17 protein-coding genes are annotated in these 20,188 nt (G+C 55.7%); 3 read left to right on the top strand and 14 right to left on the bottom strand.

Features of this window, described 5'->3' with window-relative positions; translation table 11 throughout:
- Nucleotides 1-128 precede the first annotated feature (128 nt).
- The 3 genes from clpB to rluD all read right to left on the bottom strand — a co-directional run bounded on the left by clpB (nt 129) and on the right by rluD (nt 4,695).
- A complete protein-coding gene (gene clpB / locus C3Z11_RS00625) occupies nt 129-2,708 on the bottom strand; it encodes an ATP-dependent chaperone ClpB (protein WP_106475597.1) in 2,580 nt (859 codons plus the stop codon).
- A 220-nt stretch (nt 2,709-2,928) separates the two neighbouring features.
- Nucleotides 2,929-3,681 carry a peptidoglycan editing factor PgeF gene (pgeF, locus tag C3Z11_RS00620; protein WP_106475596.1) on the bottom strand — a complete coding sequence of 251 codons (753 nt, stop codon included), beginning with the start codon at nt 3,679-3,681 and terminating at the stop codon, nt 2,929-2,931.
- 54 nt (nt 3,682-3,735) lie between these two features.
- Nucleotides 3,736-4,695: a 23S rRNA pseudouridine(1911/1915/1917) synthase RluD gene (gene rluD / locus C3Z11_RS00615; protein WP_106475595.1), complete on the bottom strand. Its 960-nt coding sequence runs from the start codon at nt 4,693-4,695 to the stop codon at nt 3,736-3,738.
- Between the two features lie 201 nt (nt 4,696-4,896).
- Between rluD and C3Z11_RS00610 the strand changes: the two genes are divergently transcribed.
- Both C3Z11_RS00610 and C3Z11_RS00605 read left to right on the top strand, forming a co-directional pair.
- Nucleotides 4,897-5,709 carry an outer membrane protein assembly factor BamD gene (locus C3Z11_RS00610; protein WP_106475594.1) on the top strand — a complete coding sequence of 271 codons (813 nt, stop codon included), beginning with the start codon at nt 4,897-4,899 and terminating at the stop codon, nt 5,707-5,709.
- Nucleotides 5,710-6,061: 352 nt separating this feature from the next.
- Entirely contained in the window at nt 6,062-6,325 is a 264-nt protein-coding gene (locus tag C3Z11_RS00605; protein ID WP_106475593.1) for a PP0621 family protein, read from the top strand.
- Nucleotides 6,326-6,332: 7 nt separating this feature from the next.
- On the opposite strand, the gene thiO is transcribed toward C3Z11_RS00605, so the two are convergent.
- Nucleotides 6,333-7,439, bottom strand: coding sequence for a glycine oxidase ThiO (gene thiO / locus C3Z11_RS00600; RefSeq protein WP_106475592.1), 1,107 nt, complete (start codon nt 7,437-7,439; stop codon nt 6,333-6,335).
- A gap of 157 nt (nt 7,440-7,596) precedes the next feature.
- Between thiO and C3Z11_RS00595 the strand changes: the two genes are divergently transcribed.
- Entirely contained in the window at nt 7,597-8,127 is a 531-nt protein-coding gene (locus C3Z11_RS00595; RefSeq protein ID WP_106475591.1) for a GspH/FimT family protein, read from the top strand.
- 403 nt (nt 8,128-8,530) lie between these two features.
- Here the strand turns inward: C3Z11_RS00595 and C3Z11_RS00590 are convergent, their stop codons facing one another.
- The 10 genes from C3Z11_RS00590 to ribF form a co-directional block, all read right to left on the bottom strand.
- Nucleotides 8,531-11,506, bottom strand: a complete 2,976-nt coding sequence (locus tag C3Z11_RS00590) for a VWA domain-containing protein (protein ID WP_106475590.1) — start codon at nt 11,504-11,506, stop codon at nt 8,531-8,533.
- Entirely contained in the window at nt 11,503-12,051 is a 549-nt protein-coding gene (locus C3Z11_RS00585; RefSeq protein ID WP_158700882.1) for a hypothetical protein, read from the bottom strand. Before C3Z11_RS00585 ends, C3Z11_RS00590 begins: the two co-directional genes overlap by 4 nt.
- Nucleotides 12,029-13,006: a PilW family protein gene (locus C3Z11_RS00580; RefSeq protein ID WP_106475605.1), complete on the bottom strand. Its 978-nt coding sequence runs from the start codon at nt 13,004-13,006 to the stop codon at nt 12,029-12,031. The genes C3Z11_RS00585 and C3Z11_RS00580 overlap by 23 nt, the downstream gene beginning before the upstream one ends.
- The gene (pilV, locus tag C3Z11_RS00575; protein WP_106475588.1) at nt 13,003-13,530 is read right to left on the bottom strand and encodes a type IV pilus modification protein PilV; all 528 of its coding nucleotides are present in this window, start codon (nt 13,528-13,530) and stop codon (nt 13,003-13,005) included. The genes C3Z11_RS00580 and pilV overlap by 4 nt, the downstream gene beginning before the upstream one ends.
- Nucleotides 13,531-13,643: 113 nt before the next feature.
- A complete protein-coding gene (locus C3Z11_RS00570) occupies nt 13,644-14,126 on the bottom strand; it encodes a sterol desaturase family protein (protein ID WP_106475587.1) in 483 nt (160 codons plus the stop codon).
- Between the two features lie 68 nt (nt 14,127-14,194).
- Nucleotides 14,195-15,172, bottom strand: coding sequence for a 4-hydroxy-3-methylbut-2-enyl diphosphate reductase (ispH, locus tag C3Z11_RS00565; protein ID WP_106475586.1), 978 nt, complete (start codon nt 15,170-15,172; stop codon nt 14,195-14,197).
- Nucleotides 15,173-15,189: 17 nt separating this feature from the next.
- Complete coding sequence (locus tag C3Z11_RS00560) at nt 15,190-15,636, bottom strand: FKBP-type peptidyl-prolyl cis-trans isomerase (protein WP_106475585.1); 447 nt, start codon at nt 15,634-15,636, stop codon at nt 15,190-15,192.
- 26 nt (nt 15,637-15,662) lie between these two features.
- Entirely contained in the window at nt 15,663-16,175 is a 513-nt protein-coding gene (gene lspA, locus C3Z11_RS00555) for a signal peptidase II (RefSeq protein WP_262927152.1), read from the bottom strand.
- A gap of 32 nt (nt 16,176-16,207) precedes the next feature.
- Nucleotides 16,208-19,039, bottom strand: coding sequence for an isoleucine--tRNA ligase (gene ileS, locus C3Z11_RS00550; RefSeq protein ID WP_106475584.1), 2,832 nt, complete (start codon nt 19,037-19,039; stop codon nt 16,208-16,210).
- A gap of 10 nt (nt 19,040-19,049) precedes the next feature.
- Nucleotides 19,050-20,132 (bottom strand): bifunctional riboflavin kinase/FAD synthetase, encoded by a 1,083-nt coding sequence (gene ribF / locus C3Z11_RS00545; RefSeq protein WP_106475583.1) that lies wholly within the window; start codon nt 20,130-20,132, stop codon nt 19,050-19,052.
- Nucleotides 20,133-20,188 lie beyond the last annotated feature (56 nt).

Below are 20,188 nucleotides of genomic sequence, written 5' to 3'. Positions count from 1 at the left end.
CGCCGACTAGCACTTAAGCCAGCCGGCGTGTTGTCATCTTGCTCATATTTTCTATATAAAAGCCCGCATAAAGCGGGCTAAAGAACTTACAGCCAAAGTGACTCTCTTTTTTCCTGGTCCGATATCTCTTACTTAGTGAAGGCTAAACGCCCTTCAGCAGCAGTCACTTTGATCGTATCCCCAGGGCCAAAGCGACCAGAGAGCAAATCCTGAGCAAGCGGGTTCTCGAGCCGGCTCTGAATCGCCCGTTTGAGTGGCCGAGCACCATAAACCGGATCGAAGCCGACCACCGCCAGCTGGGCCATGGCATCGTCTGATATCTCTATCGCCATGTCGCGCTCTTTGAGGCGTGTGCGCAGCCGATCAAGCTGGATACTGGCAATGTGCTGGATCTGTTCCTGACCGAGCGGATGGAACACCACCAGCTCATCGATACGATTGATCAACTCGGGACGGAAATGCTGGCTAACCACATCCATCACTGCAGCCTTCATCTTGTCGTAACTTTCTTCCCCCTGCGACGCAAAGGACTGAATCACGTCGGAGCCCATGTTGGAGGTCATGACGATGACGGTATTACGAAAATCAACGGTCCGTCCCTGCCCATCGGTCAAACGACCATCTTCGAGCACCTGAAGCAAGATATTGAAGACATCGGGATGGGCCTTCTCGACCTCATCAAGCAGCAGTACCGAGTAGGGCTTGCGCCGTACCGCCTCGGTCAAATAACCGCCTTCTTCGTAACCAACATACCCCGGTGGCGCACCGATCAACCGTGCCACGGAGTGCTTCTCCATGAACTCCGACATATCGATACGTACCATTGCCTCTTCGGTATCAAACAAAAACGAGGCCAGCGCCTTGCACAGCTCGGTCTTGCCCACCCCGGTCGGGCCGAGGAACAAAAATGAGCCATTGGGGCGATTGGGATCGCTGATTCCAGCGCGCGAGCGGCGCACCGCGTTGGAGACTGCCTCAACGGCCTCATCCTGGCCGACGACGCGCTCATGCAGCGCTTCTTCCATGCGCAGTAGCTTGTCACGCTCGCCCTCAAGCATTTTGGATACCGGAATGCCGGTCCAGCGCGACACAACTTCGGCGATTTCCTCTTCGGTAACATTGGCACGCAGCAGCTTCAGCGGCGTCTTCTCCGCCTCACCGGCCTCGTTCATCTTGCGCTCGAGTTCGGGAATCACGCCATACTGGATTTCCGACATACGTCCAAGATCGCCCTGCCGCCGTGCAGCTTCGAGATCAATTCGCGCCTGTTCAAGTTCGGCCTTGTACTGGGCTGCGCCCTGCAGGCTTGCTTTTTCAGCCTTCCATATTTCGTCAAGGTCCGCATACTCGCGCCCTAATTCGTCGATCTGACCTTCAAGCGTATCAAGGCGCTTCTTGGACGCCTCGTCAGTTTCCTTCTTCAGCGCCTCGCGCTCGATCTTGAGCTGGATCAGGCGCCGTTCAAGACGGTCCATCTCCTCCGGCTTGGAATCCATCTCCATGCGGATGCGCGATGCCGCCTCATCGATCAGGTCGATCGCCTTGTCAGGCAGCTGACGGTCGGTGATGTAGCGGGTCGAGAGCTTTGCTGCAGCGATGATCGCCGGATCGGTGATATCAACGCCGTGATGCACCTCGTAACGCTCTTTGAGGCCGCGCAAAATGGCGATGGTGTCCTCTTCAGACGGCTCATCGACCAGCACCTTCTGGAAGCGACGCTCAAGCGCGGCGTCTTTTTCGATGTACTGCCGGTACTCATCAAGCGTGGTCGCGCCGACACAATGCAGCTCGCCCCGCGCCAACGCCGGCTTGAGCATGTTACCAGCATCCATCGCCCCTTCAGCCTTGCCGGCGCCAACCATGGTGTGCAACTCATCGATGAACAGGATGACCTGCCCTTCTTCCTTGGCCAGCTCGTTGAGCACCGCTTTCAGACGCTCCTCGAAATCGCCGCGGAACTTGGCGCCAGCCAGCAGCGCACCGAGATCGAGCGACAGCACGCGCTTGTTCTTGAGCCCTTCCGGCACCTCGCCGTTGACGATGCGCTGGGCGAGCCCTTCGACGATGGCGGTCTTGCCCACGCCGGGTTCACCGATCAACACCGGATTGTTCTTGGTGCGACGCTGCAGAACCTGAATGGTACGGCGAATTTCATCGTCACGGCCGATCACCGGGTCAAGCTTGCCGTCGGCGGCACGCTGGGTCAGGTCCATGGTGTATTTATCAAGTGCCTCGCGGCTTTCTTCCGCCCCGGCATCGTCCACTTTGGCACCGCCACGCAGACTATCGATCGCTTGCTGGACCCCCTGCTTGGTCAGGCCAGCGCCATTTAGAAGCTTGGCAATGTCGCTGCCCATGCTGAGTGCAGCGAGCAGTACTAATTCGCTTGCAATGTACTGGTCGCCGCGCGCCTGCGCTTCACGGTCGGCAAGATTGAACAGGCGGGCCAGATCCTGACCCATGGTGACGTTGCCGTCGAAATTGCTTACCGCCGGCAAGTTATCGACATGAAGGCTCATTCCATCACGCAGCTTGCTGGCATCGCCCCCCGCCTTTTGAATCAGCGCCTTGAAGCCATTGTCACTGTCATTCAACAAGGCCAACAATACGTGTCCCGGCTGCAGTTGATTATGACCATGACCTACCGCCAACGATTGAGCTTCCGCCAGCGCATTTTGCAACTTACTGGTCAGTCGATCGATTCTCATAGCTATTCCTCACTTGGCATCTGGGCGGCGCGCACTGGAACGACATGTTCTAGCGGCCCGTCAGCGATGCATTCAAATCATGTTGATAACCAAGATGGGGGAGCAGCCAGGAGGTTTCAAGATAGGGGGTTGACAAATTAACGCTGGCCAAAATGGCAGCGCAGTCCATAAGAAGTACTTATAGCGAGAGGGATATTTTTTCTGTCTGCGACGTCAGCTGTTATCTTAACCAGATGACCGACGCCATCCGGCCGGTATGACCATCGTCACGACGATAGGAATAAAAACGTGGGTCGGACGCCGTACAGAAATGCCCACCGGTGATCTCCGTCAACCCCAGCGCCTCAAGGCGCAGACGTGCCAGACGGTAAAGATCGGCCATGTAATGATTGAGCTTGTAGGGACTAGGTTCAAAGGCCATTTCAGCCTCGGCCTGGTGCGCCACAAAGGTATCGAAGACTTCCCGCCCCACCTCGAACTGGGCATTTGAAATGGCCGGGCCCAACCAGGCCAGCATGTTGGCCGGTTCGCAGCCCAGCGCATCCAGCGTTGCTTCAAGCACGCCCTCAGCCAGCCCACGCCAACCGGCATGGGCCACCCCGACCTTGGTCCCACGCCGGTCACAGAAGAACACGGGCAAACAGTCGGCTGTCATGACCACACAGGCATAATCGTGATTCATCGCCACGGCCGCATCAGCCTTGGGCGGACTCGGCTCAAAAGAGCGCTGAACAGATGTGCCATGTACCTGGTCAAGCCATAGCAGAGGGCGCGAATCATCGAGCTGGTCCTCTAGCAGCCGTCGGCAAAGATTCACTTTTGCAGGATCATCGCCGACATGCGCCGCCGGATTAAAGGAGGCAAAGTCACCTTCACTGGGCCCTGTTTCACGCGTGGTCACGAAGGCACCAACGGTGCTTGGCGCACTCCAGTCAGGCAGGATCAGGCTAGGCTGTTCACTCTTAGTATTCATGCGCTCGCGGCCTCGTCCGCTCAATTCTTCTTGCCTCTCACGTCTTCTTGCCCCTCACGACTCTTCGAGCATATCTGCCCGCAAACAATCGAGCAGCACGCTCATATCGTCAGGCAAATCTGCATGGTACGTCTGGGTCTCTCCGCTGACAGGATGATCAAACGCCAACTTTCGAGCATGCAGCGCTTGCCGAGGAAACTCGCGCAGCATCGTTTTCAAGGCATCACTGGCACCGGCAGGTAACTTGAGTCGTCCACCGTAGACGGGATCACCGACCAAGGGATAGCCGCGATGCATCATATGAACGCGAATCTGGTGAGTACGTCCTGTTTCCAACCGGCAGCTCACATGCGTATGGCCACGAAAACGTTCCTTGACGCGATAATGCGTGACCGCCGCTTTGCCACCTGCCACGACCGCCTGACGTTTACGGTCCTTGGGGTGACGTCCGATCGGGGCATCAACCATCCCACCAGCGATCATCACACCGGTAGCCACCGCATCGTATTCACGCCATACGCTCTTGGCTTGCAACTGCTCAACTAATGCCGTCTGCGCCCGCAGCGTTTTGGCGACCACCATCAATCCGCTGGTATCCTTGTCCAAACGATGAACGATGCCGGCACGCGGTATCGCCGCCAGCGAAGGCGCATGGTGCAGCAGTGCGTTGAGCAACGTGCCATCAGGGTTGCCCGCCGCGGGATGAGCAACGAGGCCCGCCTGCTTGTTAAGCACCAGGACATCATCATCTTCATCGATGATATCGAGCGCAATGGCCTCGGGTTGCCACGCAGTTGAATCCTCCACTCGCGCACTCAGCCTGAGCTTCGAGCCACCCAGCACGCGATCTTTGGGTTTCGCCTGGGCACCATCCAACGTCAGGGCGCCTTCTTTAATCCAGCCTTTCACTCTTTCACGCGAATAATCCGCAAGGAGCTCGGCGGCGGCCTGATCAAGGCGCAGGCCGGTCATGGCATCAGGAATGGTAAGACTGTGTTCAATGCTTTCGGCCATGGGGCTCTCTCAATGCGCGTATCGCGATAGGCGTTTCGCGGCGGCTATACGATGTTTTATAGTAGCTCTCGATCTATACGGCTCGATTATCGAGCCACTGGGCTTTATAGTGAGCCCCTTTCACAGTTTTCAATAGTCAATGAGTAGCCAAGGCGGTGAAGCTTATCATACCGCCGAGGGTTGCCCGACACGAGGAAGATGATGCGCGCCATTTCTCTGAGTGCCCTCACGCTGGCGGCCATACTGCTGACGGGCTGCGCCGGTAATTCACCGCAACAAGATGCACCTGAGGTGCCGGAACAGGAATTATATCAGCAAGCCCAGCAGGCGCTCGATAACGGACGCTACTCCACTGCAGTAACTCGGCTCGAGCAGCTCGATAATCGTTATCCTTTCGGACGTTATGCCGAACAGGCCCAGCTTGAGCTGATCTATGGTTATTATCAGATCAGTAACTGGGAATCGACCCGTGCCGCTGCCAGCCGCTTCATCCGTTTGCATCCCGACCACCCGCAGATCGATTACGCCTACTACATGCGCGGTCTGGCCGCCTGGCAGGCAGGCCGCTTCAGCCTGGAGAGCTTCGACCTGATCGATATCTCCAAGCGTGACCTGGGTGCCACGCGTGATTCCTATGTCGATTTTGGCGAACTGGTACGACGCTTCCCAGACAGCACCTATGCTCCGGATGCCCGTCAGCGCATCATCTTCCTGCGCAACGTACTGTCCCGCCAGGAGCTTCAGGTCGCTGACTTCTATCTGCGCAAAGAAGCCTATGTCGCTGCGGTAGAACGCGGCAAGTGGGTGCTTGAACACTATCCACAGACGCCCGCGTCACGCGATGCATTGGCTGTGATGGTGGAGGGTTACATGGGGTTGAACATGACCGATCGCGCTCGGGAAACCTTGGCGCTGCTGATCAAGAACGACCCGCAGAACAAGCGACTCGATGGCACCACGTTTGTACCGCGCTATGTCGATGCCAAACCGCTCAAGGTTCAAAGCCAAGGCTAAGATAAGGCATTGGCGCTGCTCCTTACGCAAGCTGTCCCTTACGCAAAAAGAACGCCTCGCATCCGCGAGGCGTTCTTTTGTTTGCTCGGTATTACCGGCGCTCTTGCTGGTTAGGCGGCACCATCGTCTCAATCAGGTTTTTCTGGCCGAACATAGTTTAAAGTCGTGAAGTTCATTGGCACGGGCTAGGCCTGACGCCGTACACTACCGTCTTGCTGCGCTCATGACTTTGCATGGCCTATACAACGCGACCAGACCCACTTGCCCGCGCTAGTGGCGCCATCGCGGCCTGTTCAACGCAACTGTTGTATACGCCGGCTCCCATCCAACAGATCATCGGAAGGATAAAACCTTGCTTGTTCGTCTGATTATTTTCGCCATTCTGATCTGGTTTGGCCTGAAGCTTTATCGCCGTTATAAATTGAAACAGGAAACGCTAAAGCGTCAAAAGGCAGCGCATGAGCTACGTGACGGCGGTGTCATGGTGCGCTGTGCCTATTGCCAGGTTCATTTGCCCAAGAATGAAGCCCTGACAAATGATACCCAATGGTTCTGCTGCGAACCGCATCGTCAGAAATTTCTCACGTACGGTTCCCAGCGCAAGGATGAGCGATAACGGTAAGCTATAACAGCCGCTCGCTCGTGGCATTTTTCGGTTGGTAGGGAGCAGGATCTACAATCGGGACATTCCCTAGTAACAGATCGGCCAGCAGTTGCCCTGCTGCAGGCGCCATCATCACGCCATTGCCGAAATGACCGGCATTGATGGAGAGCCGAGCTACCTCAGGTAGTGCGCCGATAAATGGAATACTGCCGGGCGTACCGGGTCGCAGCCCTGCCCAATGCTGCACCACCTCGCAGTGCTTTAATTCCGGCAGAATCTCCAGCGCTTGAGCGTACAGCTGACGATACCCTTCCTCAGGAAGGGACTTGTCGAAGCCGACATCCTCGAAGGTGCTTCCTGCTAGAATCAGGCCATCACGGCGCGGTATCAGGTAATGCCCGTTCATCAGCACGACATGTTCAAGCAAGCCAGGCGCAGCCTTGAAAAGCAGCATCTGTCCTTTGACCGGATAGATAGGCAACACGCTTCCCAATGGCTCAATTATTCGTGCACTCCAGGCCCCACCGGCTACAACCACATGCCCTCCTTCAATCAGCCCCTGGGAGGTCTCAACACCTAAGGCTGTGCCGGCGTTTACGTGGACTCGGTACACCTCTGTATGCTCAACCAGCGTCACATGATCCAGCTGCTTCAGGCGCTCGCGCAGCGCCTTGCCCAGACGGGGCGTACGAATGCTTCCAAGATCGGGCATCCATAACGCCGGATATGAAGACGCCGTCAGCTGGGATAATTTCGTTTCCAGCAGTGCAGGACTAGCTGTTTCCAAGCGTTTATCGAATGCCGAAGCCCATGCCTTGGCACTTGCTACATCTTCGACACGTAGATAGAAAATACCGCCCGGCGTAAATTGCGGATCGATCCCGGTGGCTGCCGCCAACTGCTCGGCAAGCTGGGGATAAAACTGTTCAGCGTAGCTCGCCAGTGCGGTAACCGGCGCGTCGTAGCGCCAGGGATAAAGCGGCGAGACGATCCCACCACCTGCCCAGGACGCCTCGTGCGCACAGCGCTGACGTTCGACAAGTGTCACCGAGGCGCCTGCTTCGGCTAACCGAAGTGCACTCATCATCCCTATGACACCGCCACCTACAATCAAGAAGTCGTCCAAACATCTTCTCCAGCTGAGCTTTTCCAGCGATGATACCGAATACCATCGTCTCCTCGCTAAGCCTCCCCGTCCATCGTGCCGATAGATAGCAAGAAGAAAACGATAAGAATCCATTTCGCGCGAATCTTGCGCTCAAACGACACGGGTATCCAGAGGCATGAACGCGCAAAAAAAGCATCAGTCCGGTATCGGGCTTTTAGAATCGCTCGTTACGCTTTTGCTTATCGCATTACTCGCGAGCTGGTCACTTCCGCATTACCAGCAATGGCTTAACGAAACTGCCGCCCGCGGGGCCAGAAACGACATGCGTACGTTGATTGCCTATGCCCGCCAGACCAGCGTTGCCATGCATCGTTCGTTGATACTTTGCGGCAGCACCAATGGTAGCGATTGCGATGGCCAATGGCAGCACTACACGATCGTGCGTACCTCTCAGGAAAATAACCAGGCAAATAGCACCGAGGAAGTGCTCGCCCGCCTCGAACCCGATACGCGTATTACGATCAAAGGGCCTGGCGCAGATCGCCTCTTTCATCCTCAACCGACCAAGAACATGGTCAATGCCACGTTTCGCTTCTGCCTTCCGGCCTCAGGATCTGCAGATTCGCCACGCGCGTTGTTACTGGTGGTCAACGCGATGGGACGCACCCGCGATGAATCGCTTACTAGTGACGCCGAGTGCTCATGACGCCTCTGGCTGCCCCTGATATCAGCTACGGCATGCCGATGACTTATCCGTGGGCATACAGGGATTGAAGGCAATAGGTGATCTGCTTGACGATGCCCGCGACAAAGACGTTAGCCAACAAGTTGATGCTCAAACGAAGCGTAGTCCGTGCTGCACTTTGCTCGCCCTGAAAGTAGCGTTGCCGGGCTGATCGGAAAAGTCATAACACAAGGAGGGCAAACAGCAGGCTTCGAGCAAAACGTAATGTCTATCGGTTAGTCGATAGAAAAATAAGCTCACAGAAATGAATCATGCGGAGTTCTGCACTGAGCATGAGCGCAAAAGGTTCAATGAATGATAGCTCCCGGTCAGCCAATGGCCGAAATGACTAAGCAATGGCCAATAACAGCGCCGAGGCTACCGTTCATTTTTCCTGATACCACCAGGAGGGTTGAATGTTCTGCTGCGAAAAGCTCAACGATTCGCTTCCAGTCACTGCTGTCAGCACCTGTTGCAAAACGCTACTGTTGATACCCAGAATCTGTACGCTACCGTTGGAAACGTGAAGCGAGGGCGTGCCGACCATATAGTCGCTCGTTAACTCCACGGCGGCGATCTGACCCGCCGTTTCTTTTGCTTCCGACCCTTGCCAAGTGATTTGCGGGAATTGGAAGGCATAAAAGTAGCTGACACCATCGATAGGCGTGCAAATACTCGCACTCGGCTCATAAGCAGTGAAAAACGTAGTCCCCGTGACCGTTTGCGTGTTAGACAGCACCTTGCGTCCGCTGCCTGCCTCGCCGATGGCAAGCTTCCAGCCCGAGAAACTCGCTAGTGCGGTTTTTGACGTTCGTGCAGCGGCTGGAAAGCTTAAGGTCCCGCTTTCGCTTTCCGCATCGAATGTAGCCTCGCTCAGATCATCGAAACTTATCGCCTGCGCACCCTCTGCTCCGCTCAGAACGGAGGTCACATTGAGGATGAACAGGTAGTTACTGATCTCAGTCCGCCCGGGATGGGCACGGTCGCCGCTGCCGATCATCAGAAAATCGAACTTCTGACCGCCGATAGTGGTACGTACCAAATCCGGCGTGTTGAAAAAGCGCCGGTCCTGGCCATCACTGAGGTGTCGGCCCAGCGTCGCCAGTTTGGTCAGGCTCCACTGCGAGGCATCCGTATTGCTGATATCGGCGTACCAGACATTCCCGCCCGTATCGGCGAAGAAAGCGTGATCGCTTAGATCATTGAGATCGAGATCGACCAGGTTAAGATTGCCCGACACGCTGTCCTTCAACTCAGAGGTGGCGTTGAGCTTGTCGCTGCCTGTCGTAGCGGCAAAGCCACCGATGAGATCACCACTATAAGCGTCAACAATATAGACGCCGGTGCCACGCGAGTCGTCCTGAATCGCGTCGAGATCATCTTTGGCGATGTCGTAGCCGCCGCCGAAGGTGAAGACCGCTTTTGATGATTCCAATTTAGCCGGTATGGGCGTCGACCATGTCTGACCGAGGGTTGCAAACCCCGCCGTCTGAGGTGTGATACGCCAGGCCCATGCAGGTGGACCATCCTTCTTTGTGACATCTAAGCCGTAATAACTGTAGCCGCCGCGTCGAAAGCCGAAGGCGATCAAGGCACGATCATCATTCGCGTCACCGATCACGCCGCTCTTGTCACTATCGACAGTGATATAACCCAGTTCACCATCGAGACCGTAATTGATTGACTGCGCTGATTCATAGATTTTCTCACCGCTTTCAAGATCGTAGGCACGGTATTGTTCATTGCCGTTGAGCATGCGATAGACCGGAGTATCGACAGTCTCCTCGGGCCAGAATGCCCAGCTCTCCTGTCCCGTACTGGCATTTACGGCATGCAAAATACCTTCATTGGTGCCAAAGAAGAGGCGAACGTTACTATCGCTGTCGCCGCCGTAATTGATCGCAATCGGCGTCGAGTGAATGATATCGCCTACCAGCCAGTCACGTGTGCCACCACTGCCACCGATGACATCCTTACCCAGCACCCAGTTGGCGACATCGACCGGCGCATATTGCGTACTCTTGAGCAGAGTGGCAGCCGGGGAACCGAAATATTGATCGGCGTCTCCCCTTGCCCCTGAACTGCTGATCGTCGGGAGATAAGTGGAAAGAGAGACGATACGGTTAGCACTAAGAATATCAGTGTAGACATCCCGGCCCAGGTAGCCTTGAGTGAGCAATTGCGCACCGAAGCCGCCACTTTCCACCTCGTCGTCATCGCTGGCACCGCTCCATAGCTCGCTGCCTGTACGTTCTCCCGCTTCGCTATCATAAACATATTTCTTGATATTACCTGTCCACTGCTGATCCTCTTGTGGCAGGAAACGCGGTAGATAGACATAGTCCAAACTGCGCGTCTGGGTGACGTTGGCAGCGGTGAGCTCAGAGGACACCAGCGTCCGAGACTGAGAAAGAATATTGGCAACGATATTATTAAACGCGGTGCTGAGCTGACTGACGTCATCGGCGGTGAAATAGCCCTTGGTGTCGGTTTCTTCACCTTCCTCGTCCAGGAGCGGTGAGGCCGCATCCTTTAGCAATTGTTGATCAGTAGCGAAGCCGATCGTGTAGGTATAGGCATGCTGATCGCCAGCCAGATCAGGAGCCAGATCATGGGTTCTCATGTACTCGGTCAACTGCGGCAGGCAGTTTTCGCTATTGCCGTCGTTATCGGCCTCATAATTGCCGCATGTACTACTAGCGACGAGAGACTTTATTTTGCTATTGGCATCGATGTCCTTGTTGGGCTGCCCATCGGTCATATAGATCACGTAAATGTTTTCACAGGATCTTAACGGGGATTCATATACCCCATTGGTTTCAATTGTCGTATCTCGATCTGGCTGGTCCTTCGCTTTCTTGTCATCGCCAAACCACACCGAATCTCCCGAGAAATAGCGATAGACTTCATACATGGTCTCGCACAGCGGCGTAGTGGTAGTAGCCTGTAGGCTATTAACGACATTCTGGAGCGCCAGACGACCGTGATCACCCGTTTCATCCTGAGTTTTTTCCGATGGAAAGCCCTGTACTATACGACCGCCGTTGTTTTTATTAACGCCACTCTGAACGTCATAGTTATCGTTAAATACGGTCAATGCAAAATTGAGCTTTGGATTATCTTCGATAATCTTAATAATAACGCTCTTGGCGACAGCGAGGCGTGAGTCACTGCTATTGGCAACTTTAGCCGTCATGCTTGCCGAGTTATCGAAAATGATCATTACCTGCGGCTGGCCACCGAGACTGTCACTTTGATAACGCGACATATAAACATCAACGTCATCACCGTAGGCATACCCCCCCATAGTAATGGTAAATAGCCACAAGCACAGGGCGATAACCTTTAGCCTAATCGTCATAAGGCCAGTCCATTGGAGGTGGTCGCGCTATAAGTCACATCGAAAAGTCCCTGTTGAAGAGCACTACTGGAATGCAGAATATCCCTTTGCTGCTCACGCGAAATATCGGCTTCATAGTAACGGCAAAGTGCTCGCCCGTTTGAACTTGAAAGTTCGCGTATCAACGCCTCATCATCACAGGGATTATCCACTCTCTTCAGAGTGATACTTCCTTCCCCGCTACAGTCATCTTCGTCGTCAGCGCACACAGTGATATCTATGCTCTGATCCTTTTCAAGCTGCTGGAGTTGCGTCATCAAACTGCTCGTCTCTCCGCTACTGTCAGGCAAGAGATCCATTAGCAGCTGATCGACAACCCCATCATTGAGCTGGAAATTCTCGACGCGCTGTCCGGTCTGATAAGCAGAACGCGTCTCGAACAGCCCACTGGAAAAAAGCGATAGCGCCAGAATTGACATGCCGGTCAGTAATATCAGGCCGATCAGCAGTGAAAAGCCGCCTTGCTTTTTCGGCGTTGAGATATCAATCGCTATGGTTACGTGCATTGCGAATCATGACCGTGGTGGAGAAAAGGCGTCGGATACGATTGTCGGCGGGTGCGCTGTAGGTTTGTCCACCTAGCATGAGGGTCGATTCGCCTATCTGCCGTGGCACTGCCAAAGCGTCGCTGCGAATCACAAGGTAGACCCGAGCGCTGATGACGTTTTGCCACCACCCGAGCAGGTCGCTCTGGGCCTGTAGCACAGCCTCTTCACTGGAATAATAGTGATCGGCAAAACCATCACCGTCCTGGTCATAACCCCAGTCAATAGCCAGCGCTTCAACGTTGCGAACGATCTCAACCGTGCGATACTGCCCTGTCGCGCCTAACTGAGCCATATAGAGTGCAGGCACATTGAGTGCGCCACCATCCGACTGCGTTTCCTGAACGCTGCGCAGATAGTAATACACGGCGTGATACTGCCACTGATCATCATCGTCTAGATTACTGCAAGCCCCACCAGACCCAGTCCCGATCCAGGCACAGCTCCCGTGACTTTCCAGCCCGACCGATGAGGCGCCATCCACCTTCGCATAGCGTACAAACAGCACGTCATGCGGTGCCTGCGGATCGCCTGACCAGAGGCTGTTGATACAACCACTGTGCTGACACACCTCTGCCGTCGGCGCCCCCCAAGCCGGGAGTGGCTGAGCTAGTTGAGCATCGCCACCGTAGCCAGCCCTGGCAGCCTGCTGGAAGTTGTCATCATCTGCTTCGAAAGTGCCTTCGAACGATGGCTGCCAGACCTTGCCCCAGAATCCGGCGCGCCGTATATCGTCAGCGATCAGCTGCGTTGCGAAGCGTCCCGTCGACTGCACCTCGGTAAGCGCTTGCTGATACTGCGCTGCACGCGCCACATGGATATAGATAGTGACGATCGCGCCGATGACCAGCGCGCCAAGGGCCAGCGCAATCATTAGCTCAAGCAGACTCGCCCCGCGTTGACGATAGCCCGTCATGACGAACCATCCGCGGAATAGACCACCGTTTTCAGCACTACATCCTTGCGCGCCACGCTGATAGCATCATCGCCGCACTCCCCTTGTGCCGTGGTTGCTCCTGTGCCCTGCCAGGCTAGCGCTACGGTAACCTCATTAGCCGAAACGGAAATGCAGCCCTGTGCATTGCGAAATCCACCGTTACTTCCATCCAAGGCTAGTTCGCGCTGCCACTCACAGATATCGTATTGAGCCACGGCTGCCGGACCATCGGATGATTGCGTGCACGTTTGAGTGGTGCTGGAAGGCATTACACTTGTGTTGGTGGCATAGGCTTTGAGCCCTGCTTCAGCGGCATTGGCGCGAATGCGCTCGATCATCCCTTCAACCAGCAATGTTGCACGGGTCCGCTGCAGCGCCTCCTCATTGGCACGCATTGCCGAAAACTGCAGCCCAGCCGCCCCCATGATGCCAACACTCAGCACCACTAACGTGACCAGTACTTCAATGAGCGAGAAGCCCTGCTGTCGGGTATGACAAACCATGGCGTCATCCGTAATTGCTTAGACGCCGCTCAGATAAAGCGGCGCTCATATTGGAAGCAATAACGGCGGATGGATGATGAATCTTTAAAGAGTTGTAGCAAAGGAAAGGAATATCAGCGGCGCAAGGAGGCTTTTTTGCGGATAAGTTCGCGCTTGAGGTCTTTAGGTGAACGTACGATTAGAAAACCAAAAGAGACTGCGCCCTCTCGACTGTTGACGGCATGATGCATTTGGTGGGCCTGGATACGTTTACGCCAGAACGCACGGCGGCGATTGAAGGGCACACGAAAGCGACGATGCACCAGACCATCATGAAACATGAAATACACCGCACCGTAAGCGGCGATGCCGAGCCCTAAACTCAGCAGATAAGGGTGACCGTTCGAGCCGAAATAGATCAGAACGATCGAGGGCAGAGCAAACCAGAACGCGAACAGATCGTTGAGCTCAAACGCACTATGACGAGGCTCGTGGTGCGACTTATGCCAACACCACAACACTCCATGCATGATATAGCGATGCGTGAACCACGCCACACCCTCCATTAGCGCCAAGGCCGCAAAGAACAACATAACGTTGATGACGATATCGCCCATGTCACTTCCTCTGGCTGCCTGCCAGCGCTCCGGGCTCGGAGCACCTGTCTTCCCGCAAAAAAGACCAATCAAACACTAGCGATAACGCGCTCTCTGAGCTCGCGGGGCATGGAAAAGGTAATATTCTCTTCCTGGCCTGCCAGTTCTTCCGGCGCTTCAGCACCCAATTCTTGAAGGCGTGAAATAACGCTTTTGACCAGTACTTCCGGGGCGCTGGCGCCAGCAGTAATCCCAATCGAAGTAACACCCTCGAACCAGGACGGCTGCATTTCTTCGGCATTATCGATTAAGTAAGCCGGTGTGCCCATGCGCTCGGCCAACTCACGCAGGCGATTCGAGTTAGAGCTATTAGGGCTACCCACTACCAGTACCAAGTCGCTTTCCTCAGCCAGCTGACGCACAGCGTCCTGGCGATTCTGCGTGGCATAGCAGATATCATCCTTGCGCGGCCCCTGAATGTCGGGAAACGTCTCGCGCAGCGCGTCAATCACCTTGGAAGTATCGTCCATCGAAAGCGTCGTCTGGGTGACGAAAGACAGCTTCGATGGATCGCGTACCTGAAGATTTCTGGCATCGTTTTCATCTTCGACGAGATAAACCGCCCCGCCGTACGACGTATCGTAACGGCCCATCGTGCCTACCACCTCAGGGTGGCCAGCATGACCGATCAGGATGCATTCCTGGCCGCGCTTGGCATAGCGCAGCACTTCCATATGCACCTTGGTGACCAGAGGACAGGTGGCATCAAAAATCTTCAGCCCACGGCGCTCGGCCTCCTGCTGCACGGCACGCGATACACCGTGGGCAGAAAAGATCACGATCACATTATCGGGCACTTCATCGAGCTCTTCGACAAAAATAGCACCACGCGCTTTCAGGCTGTCGACCACAAAGCGATTGTGCACCACTTCATGACGCACATAGATCGGCGCACCGAACACATCAAGCGCACGGTTGACGATATCGATGGCACGGTCGACGCCAGCGCAGAAACCACGCGGGTTAGCCAGTTTGATTTTCATGGCAGGTTGTTCAGATGCTTGCATGGGCACCTCGCCCTCGCTTAATGAGTAGTGGCCGGACGGACGTCAAGCACTTCAACTTCAAAGGTCAGGGTACGCCCCGCCAACGGATGATTAAAGTCGACTTCGACCTGGCGCTCACCGATCGACTTGATCACGCCAGGCAGTTCGCCGCCAGCCGGATCGGAAAACGATACGACCATGCCCTCTTCGATGGTCATCGTCTCGAAATTGTCAATGGATAGCGTTTGCACATTCTGCGGGTTGTACTGACCGAAACCGTGCTCAGGGGCAACGGCATAGCTGCCGCTCTCACCTATCGCAAGCCCCTTGATAGGCGCCTCGAATCCCGGTGGTAGATTGCCGTCCCCAAACACGAAGTCGGCAGGGCGTTTTTCCCGAGTGGAATCGACGATCGTGCCGTCTTCAAGCTTCAAGGTGAAATGAAGCGAAATCTCCATTCCTTCACCAACCCGATAGTCGCTCATCTAAACGCTCCCTCTCCATCCTTTAGCTATCCTTTAGCCTGATCGCTGACTTGCTGTTTTTTCTTGCCACGCAGCGATTCCCAGATTAGCGCAACTGCACCCACCGTGATGGCCGAATCCGCCACATTAAAAGCAGGATAGAAATATCCGCCCCAATGAAAAGAGAGGAAATCGACCACATAGCCAAGCATCAGGCGATCATAGAGATTACCCAATGCTCCGCCGATAATTAAGGCAATCGCCAAAGCGGTCAGGCGCTCGGAAGCCTTCAGTCGCGAAAGCCAGACGGTTAAACCGGTAACCGCCGCTACTGCAATTGCCGCGAACAGCCAACGCTGCCAGCCGGCATGCTCAGCCAGAAAGCTGAACGCCGCGCCGGTATTGTGCAAAAGCGTCAGATTGAAAAATGGCAGCACCTCGACCGGCCGGCCATACGACAGCGTAGCACTGACAAGTGCCTTGCTGCCGAGATCAATCACGACCACGATGACTGCCAGCCATAACCAGCGCAGCGGACGCTGCATCGGCGCGTCATTCATTGCATTCCCTCACGACACTTTCTAGCGTTGGCTTATGCATAGCGACGAACTTCACCCGGCCCACCCGGCAAATTGGCGATCGAACGTGCGCTCAACGTCGGATACTCAGGGTGAGTGCCTACATCGGGACGACGTTCCCAGCTACGCTCATCCTTCTCGTAGGGGCTCACACGCACACCGATCTTCAGACCATCAAGTTCGGTCACCGCCGCATCACCTGCTTCGGCGAGCGGCTTGAGCAGTGCCTCGGAGGTAATCAGCACGAAACGTAGTTCCTCGCCAAGCTTCGAGAGCAATGCGCTTAGACGGTCATCGACGTAGAGCGTCACTTCGGTGTCGAGTGAACCCTTGATCTGACCTTCGTTGCGTGCCGCTTCCAGGCACTTATTGACGGCGTGCTTCACCTCCATCACCTCAGCCCAGAACTCGCGATCCATCTCGGCCCCTTCCGGCAGCATCACCAGGCCCTGATAATAGGTTTCAAGCAGCACGCTCTCCTGATGTTCGCCAGGGATGTTTTCGTAGATCTCATCGGCGGTGAAGGAAAGTATCGGAGCCACCCAGCGCGCCAGTGCTTCGACAATATGATAAAGCGCGGTCTGACAGCTGCGACGTGCCAGCGAGTCGGACTGAGTGGTGTACTGACGATCCTTGATAATATCGAGGTAGAAACCACCCATGTCGCGAGCACAGAAGGCGTGTACCTGCTGATAGACATCGAGGAAACGATACTCTTCATAGGCCTTCTCGATTCGCGCCTGCAATAGTGCGGCACGATCGAGCGCCCAGCGATCAAGCGCGAGCATCCGCTCAGGTTCGACGCTGTCACTGGCCGGGTCGAAACCGGTCAGGTTGCCGAGCATGAAGCGCGCCGTATTACGAATACGGCGGTAGGCATCGGCAGTACGCTTTAAGATCTCATCGGAGATCGCCATCTCGCCAGAGTAGTCAGTGGAGGCGACCCATAGACGCAGGATATCGGCACCTAATTTATCCATTACCTGCTGCGGCGCGACCACGTTGCCCACCGACTTGGACATCTTGCGGCCTTGAGCATCAACAGTGAAGCCGTGGGTCAGCAGTGCCTTATACGGTGCATGACCATCAATCGCCGCCCCCGTCAGCAGCGACGAGTGGAACCAGCCGCGGTGTTGGTCTGAACCTTCAAGGTATAGATCGGCCTGCGGTCCCGCCTCGTGTCCCATCGGATGGGAACCACGCAGCACATGGAAGTGGGTCGTGCCTGAGTCGAACCAGACGTCGAGCGTGTCGTTGACCTTTTCGTACTGATCCGCTTCATCGCCAAGCAGTTCGGCGGTATCGAGTTTAAACCATGCTTCGATACCGTCCTGCTCGACACGCTGAGCCACTTCCTCCATCAGCTCGACAGTACGCGGATGCAGCTCACCGCTCTCCCTGTGCAGGAAGAACGGAATCGGCACGCCCCAGTTGCGCTGGCGCGAGATACACCAGTCGGGACGCCCAGCGATCATGCCATGCAAACGAGCCTTGCCCCACGTCGGGAAGAACTGTGTATCGTCGACGCTCTTCAGGGCCGCCTCACGCAGTGGCGCGCCTTCTTTTGGCGCATTATCCATGCCAATGAACCACTGCGCTGTGGCGCGGTAAATCAGGGGTGTCTTGTGGCGCCAGCAGTGCATGTAACTGTGCGTGATACGCTCATGGGCCATCAGATTGCCAGCATCATCGAGCGCTTCGACGATGCGCGGGTTAGCTTTCCAGATCATCATCCCGCCGAACAGCGGCAAGGACTCAGCGTAAACGCCGTTACTCTGCACCGGGCTGAAAATCTCGTCACTACTCATGCCGTAGCGGCGGCACGTATAAAAGTCGTCCTCGCCGTAGGCCGGCGCGGAGTGGACCAACCCGGTACCTGCACCCAATTCGACATAGTCGGCCAGGTAGACGGGGGAATGACGCTCGTAGAGGGGATGGCGGAAGTTGATCAGTTCAAGCTTCTGACCCGGCGCGGTAGCAATCGTTTCGCCTTCACGCTTGTAACGCTCCAGACAGTTCTCGACCAGTTCTTCCGCTAACAGCAGCAACCTATCGCCGACATCAACCAGGGCATAGGTGAACTCGGGATGAATATTGAGGGCCTGGTTGGCTGGAATGGTCCATGGTGTGGTCGTCCAGATGACGGCATAAGCGGGCTTGGACAGCGCATCCAGCCCGAACGCTGCCGCCAGCTTGGCATCGTCGACCACAGGAAAGGCCACGTCGATAGTATCCGACTCCTTGTCCTGATACTCGACCTCGGCCTCGGCCAAGGCCGAGCCGCAGTCGAAACACCAATTGACCGGCTTCAATCCTTTAAAGACGTAGCCCTTCTTGACGATCTCAGCCAGGGCGCGGATCTCACCTGCCTCATTGGCAAAGTCCATGGTGCGATAGGGATTGTCCCAATCGCCCATAACGCCAAGACGAATAAAGTCGGCACGCTGACCGTCGATCTGCTCAGCGGCGTAACTGCGACACAGCTCGCGGGTTTTGTCCGCTGACAGATGCTTACCGTGGGTAGTCTCGACCTTATGTTCAATCGGCAGACCGTGGCAGTCCCAGCCCGGCACATAAGGCGCGTCGAAGCCTGCCATACTCTTGGACTTGACAATAATGTCCTTGAGAATCTTGTTGACCGCATGACCGATATGAATGCTGCCGTTGGCGTAGGGAGGGCCATCGTGAAGCAGAAACGTCTCACGCCCGGCACGCGTTTCGCGAAGCTTGGCGTAGAGGCCCATATCAATCCATTTCGCCAAGCGGTTAGGCTCCTGAGCCGGCAGGTTACCGCGCATGGGGAAATCGGTATGGGGCAGATTCAAAGTGTGCTTGTAGTCGCTCATAGCCTAGAGGTCAGCCATCGTCATGATCGGTTGGCGGATGATCCGCTGCCAACGGCGCGGACGCCAAGGGCAGTGAGTCATGAACCGCAGAGAAATTGTCTTGAAAAACAGACGGGTCGGACTGGAAGCTCGTCACGGGGCCTCTTGCAAGAACTGTCTGGAAGTCCGCTGCCCGAAAATAGTCACGAGCTTGGACAATATCGAGCTTAATCTGACGCGTCAGCGCCTCGAGACCGTTAAAAGCGATCTCACCGCGCAGCCGCGCACAGGGCCATACGTCAATACGGCGTCCATATAATGCTTCATCAGCATCAAGCAAATGCACTTCAAGCACCGGTCGGGTCGCCCCTACGGTGGGCCGCCAGCCAATGTTCGCCACCCCCGGCAATATGCGTCCATCGTCTAGCCGGGTAGCTACTGCATAAACTCCCTTCAAGACCAGCGCCCCGGGCAGCAGCGGCACATTGGCGGTCGGCACACCAATGGTACGGCCTAACTGACGGTCCTTGACGACCCGTCCATGCAGCGCATAGGGACGTCCGAGCAGACGCGCCGCCTGGCGGAAGTTGCCAGATGCCAGCAATGTCCGCACACGTGAGCTCGATACGCGCTCACCATCCAGCGTAAAGGTCCGGGTATGCTCGACACCAAAGCCGTCAAGCTCTCCGACCTGCCTGAGTAGTGAAAAATCACCGGCCCGGTCACAACCGAAACGGAAATCGTCACCAACGACCAAGTGCTTGACGCCGAGGCCCTGAACCAGAACGCGATCGATAAATTCTCGCCCGGACAACTCACGCAGGCGCTGGTTGAAGGGCAAACAGAGCACTCGATCAGCGCCATAGCGGGCCAATAGACGCACTTTATCGCCCAGTCGAGTCAACCGCGGCGGCGCCTGGTCACCCGCAAAGTATTCACGCGGCTGAGGCTCGAAAATGACCACGACAGCTGACAGTCCATGAAGATTGGCATGGCTTCGCAATTGATCGAGGATCGCCTGGTGGCCACGATGGACACCGTCGAAGTTGCCAATAGTGGCAACACTTCCTCGATGAGGAGGCTGCAGATTATGCAAGCCTCTGATCAATTCCATGCGCGGTTCCAACATCAATAAAAGCCCTTGATTATAACCAAGCCCGTTGGCGCTGA

Source organism: Phytohalomonas tamaricis (assembly GCF_003012345.1).
Classification (GTDB): Bacteria; Pseudomonadota; Gammaproteobacteria; order Pseudomonadales; family Halomonadaceae; genus Phytohalomonas; species Phytohalomonas tamaricis.
Note: the sequence above shows the minus strand (reverse complement) of the source record. Positions and strands in the feature narration are given on the sequence as shown.